This window comes from Mesorhizobium sp. M4A.F.Ca.ET.050.02.1.1 (assembly GCF_003997725.1).
Classification (GTDB): domain Bacteria; phylum Pseudomonadota; class Alphaproteobacteria; order Rhizobiales; family Rhizobiaceae; genus Mesorhizobium.
Genome location: NZ_RZSG01000328.1, coordinates 1 through 6,369 on the forward strand (window position 1 = coordinate 1; position 6,369 = coordinate 6,369).

General features: G+C 63.8%; 7 protein-coding genes and 1 pseudogene. 4 read left to right on the forward strand and 4 right to left on the reverse strand.

The window, feature by feature from the left end:
- Nucleotides 1–48 precede the first annotated feature (48 nt).
- Nucleotides 49–636 carry a GNAT family N-acetyltransferase gene (locus EOA33_RS20340; RefSeq protein WP_127406410.1) on the forward strand — a complete coding sequence of 196 codons (588 nt, stop codon included), beginning with the start codon at nt 49–51 and terminating at the stop codon, nt 634–636.
- Nucleotides 637–717: 81 nt separating this feature from the next.
- A complete protein-coding gene (locus EOA33_RS20345) occupies nt 718–2,259 on the forward strand; it encodes a hypothetical protein (RefSeq protein WP_127406411.1) in 1,542 nt (513 codons plus the stop codon).
- A gap of 42 nt (nt 2,260–2,301) precedes the next feature.
- On the opposite strand, the gene EOA33_RS20350 is transcribed toward EOA33_RS20345, so the two are convergent.
- Both EOA33_RS20350 and EOA33_RS20355 read right to left on the reverse strand, forming a co-directional pair.
- Nucleotides 2,302–2,955 (reverse strand): hypothetical protein, encoded by a 654-nt coding sequence (locus tag EOA33_RS20350; protein ID WP_126054295.1) that lies wholly within the window; start codon nt 2,953–2,955, stop codon nt 2,302–2,304.
- The gene (locus EOA33_RS20355) at nt 2,952–3,251 is read right to left on the reverse strand and encodes a DUF3572 domain-containing protein (RefSeq protein ID WP_126054296.1); all 300 of its coding nucleotides are present in this window, start codon (nt 3,249–3,251) and stop codon (nt 2,952–2,954) included. Before EOA33_RS20355 ends, EOA33_RS20350 begins: the two co-directional genes overlap by 4 nt.
- Before the next feature lie 223 nt (nt 3,252–3,474).
- Between EOA33_RS20355 and EOA33_RS20360 the strand changes: the two genes are divergently transcribed.
- On the forward strand, nt 3,475–3,846 hold the full coding sequence (locus tag EOA33_RS20360; RefSeq protein WP_126059060.1) for a response regulator: 372 nt from the start codon (nt 3,475–3,477) through the stop codon (nt 3,844–3,846).
- A gap of 27 nt (nt 3,847–3,873) precedes the next feature.
- Nucleotides 3,874–5,246 (forward strand): annotated as a pseudogene (locus tag EOA33_RS20365) (PleD family two-component system response regulator).
- Nucleotides 5,247–5,665: 419 nt separating this feature from the next.
- Here the strand turns inward: EOA33_RS20365 and rpmG are convergent.
- Nucleotides 5,666–5,833 (reverse strand): 50S ribosomal protein L33, encoded by a 168-nt coding sequence (gene rpmG / locus EOA33_RS20375; RefSeq protein WP_006201775.1) that lies wholly within the window; start codon nt 5,831–5,833, stop codon nt 5,666–5,668.
- 186 nt (nt 5,834–6,019) lie between these two features.
- A partial coding sequence (locus EOA33_RS20380; protein WP_127406412.1) for a hypothetical protein occupies nt 6,020–6,369 on the reverse strand: 350 nt, incomplete at its 5' end.

Consider the following 6,369-nt stretch of genomic DNA (forward strand, 5'->3'; position numbering starts at 1 on the left):
TGGTACGACAGTGCAGGGCCTGCAACAAGGCTGGCCTGGGGAGAACTCATGAGCACGACCATAGCGCCGCTGGCGCCCGAGCTCTGGGCGGATTTCGAGGATCTTTTCGGCAAGCAGGGCGCCTGCTACGGCTGCTGGTGCACGCATTTCCGGCTGGCGCCGGCGGTGCGCCGGGCGAACGACAAGCAGCGCAACAAGGATCATATCAAGGCGCGAATCGAGGCCGGGCCGCCGCCCGGGCTGCTGGCCTTCGAGGATGGCAAGGCGGTCGGCTGGATGCAGATCGGACCGCGCGCCGACGTACCCGAATGGAACAACCCGGGCAGGGGATCGGCGCCGGTCGACCCGGCCGATACCGCCGACGCCAGTGTCTGGGCGATTTCCTGCTTCTTCATCCGCGTCAAGGCGCGGGGCAGGGGCATCTCGCATCGCCTCGTCGAGGGCGGCATCGAGTTTGCCCGGCAGAACGGAGCCCGGCTGGTCGAGGCCTGCCCGATCGACCTGTCGCGCGATTCGCGTTCGATCGGGCTGTTCGTCGGATCATCGCGGGTCTTCGAGAAGGCCGGGTTCGAGAGGCTTGTCGAGCGCAAGCCCGGCCGGCCGCTGATGCGGCTGGTGCTTTTGCAAGGCGACTAGCCTTTGTCTTGCGGCTGTGATGGTATTTGCCTACCAGAAGCGCGAAGCGCTTTTGTCTTCCGAGGTCAACGGAGAATCGACGTGAAGCGTGTCCTGCCCCTAGTTTTCCTTCTCTCGCTCGGCGCGCCGGCTTTCGCCCAGACGGTCGATAGCCAAGGCGCAAAGCAGCTTTCCGAGGACCTGTCCCGCTACGTCGGCAGGAAGGCGCTCGACACTGGTATGCTCAAGGTCTCCGTCGAAGGCGACGCCTACCGGGTCGCGATTGATTTCAAGGCGCTGATCGAGGCCCTGCCGGACCAGAAGCTGCTTAAGTTCGATGTCGCTCCTTACATCCTGAAGGTGAAGCCGCGCAGCGACGGGTCCTGGGACGTCTCGATGGATTTCTCGCAGAGCGCATCCTTCGAGTTCAACGGGCCGGAAGGACTGCAAAGCACACAGTTCACCGTCAAGGACGGCAAGGGCAGCGGCGTCTATGACCCCGCGCTCGCAGCCTTCACCAGCGGCGTCAGCACCATAGCCAGCATGACGATGACGTCCAAGGACGCCAAGCAGCATGTGGATGCCAGCTTCGGCGCCGGCACGGCGAACTTTGCCGCGACCAAGGCCGCCAATGGCGGCGTCGACGTCACGATGACGCAGAAGATGTCGAGCTTCACCGAGGCAGTCAATTTCGACGATCCCGAGAGCGGGATGAAGTTTCCGGTGACGATAAAGTCGCCGGAGCTGTCGGTGGATGCGAACGGCAAGGGCGTGCGGACCAAGCCGCTGCTCGACCTGCTCGCCTTTGCCGTGGCCAATGAGGACGAGGCGACGCTGAAGGCGAACCAGGCGCAGCTCAAGTCGCTGCTGCTGGCCGCGCTTCCGCTGTGGGAACGGCTCGACGGAGCGTATGGGTTCAAGGATTTCGCGGTTGAGAGCCCGGTCGGCACTTTCGGCGCCACGCAACTCAGCACGGCGTTTGGAATGGACGGTATCTCTCAGAGCGGCAAGATCAACTACGTGATCAAGGCATCAGGCCTGACGATCCCGCAGCAAATGCTGCCCGGCTGGAGTGTGGCGTTGCTTCCCACCGATATCGACCTGAACTTCGGTGGCGCCAACATCGACCTCGACAGCATGGCGAAGAAGGCGATCGAAACGCTTGATCTCAATAAGAATCCGCCGCTGCCGGAAGATTTCGGCGACCAGATCTCCGCCGATTTCCTGGCCAAGACGCCCAAGGCCGTCATCGGCCACAGCACCCTGAAGAACAAGGACATCGAGATCGCGCTGGAAGGCGAGATGACCTTCCCCGGCGAGAAGCCGGATGCGAGCATGACCGTCGACATCGCCGGCTACGACAAGATCGTCGAAGCCCTGCAGACCGCGGCCAAGACCGACCCGGAAGCCGCGCAGTATTTTCCGATGGTGCTTGCGGTCAAAGGGTTCGGCAAGACGCTGCCGGACGGACGTATCGAATGGGCGATCAACGCCAAGCCCGATGGTTCGGTGACGGTCAATGGCGCCATGCTGAAGCCGGCCGACCCGGTCCAGGACGACAGCACCAATCCGGATGACAGCGCCGACCAGGATGTCATTCCCGGCGAGGTCAACAGCGGGTCGGGCACGAAGCTGCAGCCCTGACGCATTTTCAGGAAAGCGCGGAGCGGTTTCCCGCCCCGAGCTTTAGAGTCCGAGCGCGCTGGCGATCTTCGGCGCCGCCTCGTGCCAGTCCTCGACCGAGACGATGCCGTCAGGCGTTGGCGGCAGGAAGGCGCGCAACGAATTGTCGGCCATCAGGTGGAAGAGATGCGCGTCGGCCACCGAATTGCGCACCGATGCAAGGTTGTACGGCTGGTCGTCGACGAAGGCGACCGGCCGGCCCTTGGCGCCGCGCAGTTTGGCGACGGCCGGGCCTTTCGCCATTTCGGTCGTCAGAAGCGGGTAGGTCAGCCCGAGCGCATCGAGATGGGCGCGGCGCACCGCGCGGTGCTTGTGCGGCATGGCCGTCAACAGCACGATCTCGGCGCGGCCGCCAAATGTTGACAGCGCTTGCGCCGCGCCGTCGGTGACGCTTTGCCACTCGGCCTGGGCGTCGAAGAACTCGCCGAGCAGCGCCGTCACCTCCGCCTGCTCGATCAGCCGGCCGCTCGCCGTCTCGGCGATGTTGCCGGTGAGGCGGAAGGAGGCAAGCGTCAGGGCAAAGCCGCGCGATTTCAGGAAATGCGGGAACGGCCGGATGAATTCCAGCACGACGTCATCGACGTCGAGCACCAAAAGCGGCCGGTCGTCGGCGGCAAGCTCCTCGATCTGCCGCGCCGTCTCGGGATCGTCGCTCATACCGAGCGCTCATGGTCGTCATTGCCGAGCGGCAGCGCCCGCAAGGCCTTGCCAACGGCGGCCGGCGGCGTGCCGGTCTCCTCGGCGAAGCGCAGCAGCGTCGGCTCATGGGCAAGGATGAACTGCAGCACGCCCGCCAGAAACCCCGGCTCGCTCGCCGCCCGCCTGATCGAGTGCGCCTCGATGCCGGTGATCGCCAGAAAGCGCGGCAAAAGCTCCGGATCGGCGGCAACGAAGCCGAGTGCCCTGATGGCAAGGGCTTCCGCTTCCTCGCGCATTGACGCTGCGTTTGCCATGACTACCTTTTGTGCGTGGAACTTGAGTCTCTCCGCAGTAACGGCAAGCGTCGCTTGAGGCAAGCCATCACACTGCGCGGGCCGGAATCCGGACAGCTTTTGGGAGCGGCCGGTTTGCGTTTCGTCAAGCATATTGGCGTAGGGTGGATGCGGGTTGGGTGCGATCCGGCAAGGACGCATGACGATGGTCTTCGGCGCCGAGGACCGTCGGGACGGGAAATCGATGCCTAAGAAGGTCATGATCGTCGAGGACAACGAGCTCAACATGAAGCTCTTTCGCGACCTCATCGAGGCCAGCGGTTACGACACTGTTCGCACACGCAATGGCCTGGAGGCGCTTGATCTGGCGCGCCAGCACCGGCCCGACCTGATCCTGATGGACATCCAACTGCCCGAAGTGTCGGGGCTGGAGGTGACCAAATGGCTCAAGGAGGATGACGACCTTCATTCGATCCCGGTCATCGCGGTGACGGCATTCGCCATGAAAGGTGACGAGGAGCGCATCCGCCAGGGCGGCTGCGAGGCCTATATCTCGAAGCCGATCTCGGTGCCGCGCTTCATCGAGACCATCAAATCCTACCTGGGCGATGCCTGATGCACAGCCAGACCGGAGCCTTGTGAGATGACCGCGCGGATCCTCGTCGTCGACGACATCCCTGCCAATATCAGGCTGCTCGAGGTCAGGCTGCTGGCCGAGTATTTCGAGGTGCTGACCGCTTCCAACGGGCCGGATGCCATCGAGACCTGCGAGAACGGCAAGGTCGATGTCGTGCTGCTCGACGTGATGATGCCCGACATGGACGGCTTCGAGGTCTGCCGTCGGTTGAAGAGCGACCCGGCGACCTCGCACATCCCGGTCGTCATGATCACCGCGCTCGACCAGGTCTCGGACCGGGTGCGCGGTCTCGAGGCCGGCGCCGACGATTTCCTGACCAAGCCGGTCAACGACCTGCAACTGATGACGCGCGTCAAGAGCCTGGTTCGGCTGAAGTCGCTGACCGACGAATTGCGGCTGCGCGCCTCGACCACCCGCAACATCGGCATAGAGGAGCTGTTGAGCCGCAACTTCTCCGCCGAGGATGCGAAGCCGAAGGTGCTCCTGATCGACGAGCGCAAATCCTCCTTCGAGCGCATCCGGAAGATGCTGCGCACCAGCGCCGAACTCGACGTCGCCACCGATCCCAATGCCGGTTTTTTCCAGGCCGCCGAAACGCCTTACGAATGCGTGCTGATCTCGACGGCCTTCGCCGATTTCGATCGCTGAGACTGTGCTCGCAACTGCGTTCGCTAGACCGCACCCGTTTCCTGCCGATCATCCTGCTTGCCGACGCAGGCGAGGAGGGGCGCATCATCCGCGGCCTTGAGCTCGGCATCAACGATTACCTGACGCGGCCGGTCGACCAGCATGAGCTGACGGCGAGGCTGCGCACCCAGGTGCGCCGCAAGCGCTACAACGACCAGCTCCGCGCCAGCGTCACCCAGACCATCGAGATGGCGGTGACGGACGGGCTGACCGGCCTGCACAACCGCCGCTACCTCGACAGCCACCTGCAGACGCTGTTCGACCGCGCGGTGGCGCGGCGACGGCCGCTTTCGGTGATGATCACCGACCTCGACCGCTTCAAATCGATCAACGATGCGCATGGCCATGACGGCGGCGACGATGTGCTGCGCGAATTCGCGCGGCGGTTGCGCAAGAACGTGCGCGGCATCGACCTCGCCTGCCGTTTCGGCGGCGAGGAGTTCGTGGTGGTCATGCCGGACACGGAAGGTGCAGTGGCCGAGAAGGTCGCGGAACGCATCCGCGCCGAGATCGCCCAGATGCCGTTCATGGTCGGGCATGAGGGCAAGACGATAGAGGTTACCGTCAGCGTCGGCGTGTCGTCTCTGCTGAAGGGGGCCGATACGGTGGCCGCCCTGATGAAGCGCGCCGATCTCGCTCTCTACGAGGCCAAGAGCGGCGGGCGCAACCGGGTCGTTGCCAAGGCGGCGTAGGCCCGAGCGCCAATTTATCCGGTCAATCCGACAGGGTTAGCAATTTACCTTAATCCAAGCGATTCGGGAGGCTTGGTTAAGAAACTGTTGATTTTCATAAGGCCTTGCGCAAATGTACAGCATAGACAAAACGAGGCCGGCACGAGGGTAGACCGCCGGATCGTTCCGACAAATACCCCATGATGCTCAGGTCCGCCGCATCTCCTGGGTCCGTGGGGTCGGCCGGCCGGCGCTGGCACATAGTGGCCTCCTCGTACCGCTGCCAAACGCCGACCGGCCCCCTTTTTCCAAAAAGTGAACGTCGGGACTTCGTGCCAATCGGCGGAAGATCCTGCTTTCTATCGGGTCAGGCGAATCGCCGACCAAAACAAAAACGCCGCCCAAAGGGCGGCGTTTCGGCATTCTCGGAGGAAACCGGATTACTTGATCTTGGTTTCCTTGAACTCGACGTGCTTCTTGGCGACCGGATCGTACTTGCGGAACGACAGCTTGTCCGTCTTGGTGCGGCTGTTCTTGCTGGTCACGTAGAAGAAACCGGTGTCGGCGGTCGACAGAAGCTTGATCTTGATGTTTGCGGCTTTGGCCATGATGTTCGTCCGTTAATGTTCGTGGAGTTTTGGCCGCTGGAGCACGGGGAAAACACCCGGACGCGGGAAACTTGGCGCGACACATAAAGAACGCGCCCGGAAAGTCAAGCCCGGACGGGCTGCGGCGACGCTCGATGCGCCTTGCCGCCGGCAAGGGGAACCAGCCGGCGGCTGCAAGGTTGGCGGTCAAGCGTCTTCCCTGACCGGCGGGGCGGCCTTCTTCCAATCGCCCGTCGTGTTCCACCAGCGGTTGGGATTGGCGCGGTCGTCAAGGCCCTTCGAACGGCTGGCAAGCAGCGGCTGGATGCGGATCACCGGCTCCTCGTAGCTGTGCGCCTGGTAGATCGCCTCGACGACGCGGGCGGCCAGGGCCTGGTCGTCCGGCAATTCGAACGACACCTCGACCGTGCCCGGCCGCTGTCGCAGCAGCGTCTCGGCGCCGGCCGCTGCACCCTCGAGCGGCCGGTAGCGCTCGACGCCGTCGGCCGACTGGAAGGCGTTGCTGTCGTAGCTGCCCATGCCGAGCGGCGTAATGG

Bases quoted from the DNA above. Each gene is read 5' to 3' on its own strand.
- rpmG (WP_006201775.1), bottom strand. From the start codon at position 5,833: ATGGCCAAAGCCGCAAACATCAAGATCAAGCTTCTGTCGACCGCCGAC.
- EOA33_RS20360 (WP_126059060.1), top strand. From the start codon at position 3,475: ATGCCTAAGAAGGTCATGATCGTCGAGGACAACGAGCTCAACATGAAG.
- EOA33_RS20340 (WP_127406410.1), top strand. From the start codon at position 49: ATGAGCACGACCATAGCGCCGCTGGCGCCCGAGCTCTGGGCGGATTTC.
- EOA33_RS20350 (WP_126054295.1), bottom strand. From the start codon at position 2,955: ATGAGCGACGATCCCGAGACGGCGCGGCAGATCGAGGAGCTTGCCGCC.
- EOA33_RS20355 (WP_126054296.1), bottom strand. From the start codon at position 3,251: ATGGCAAACGCAGCGTCAATGCGCGAGGAAGCGGAAGCCCTTGCCATC.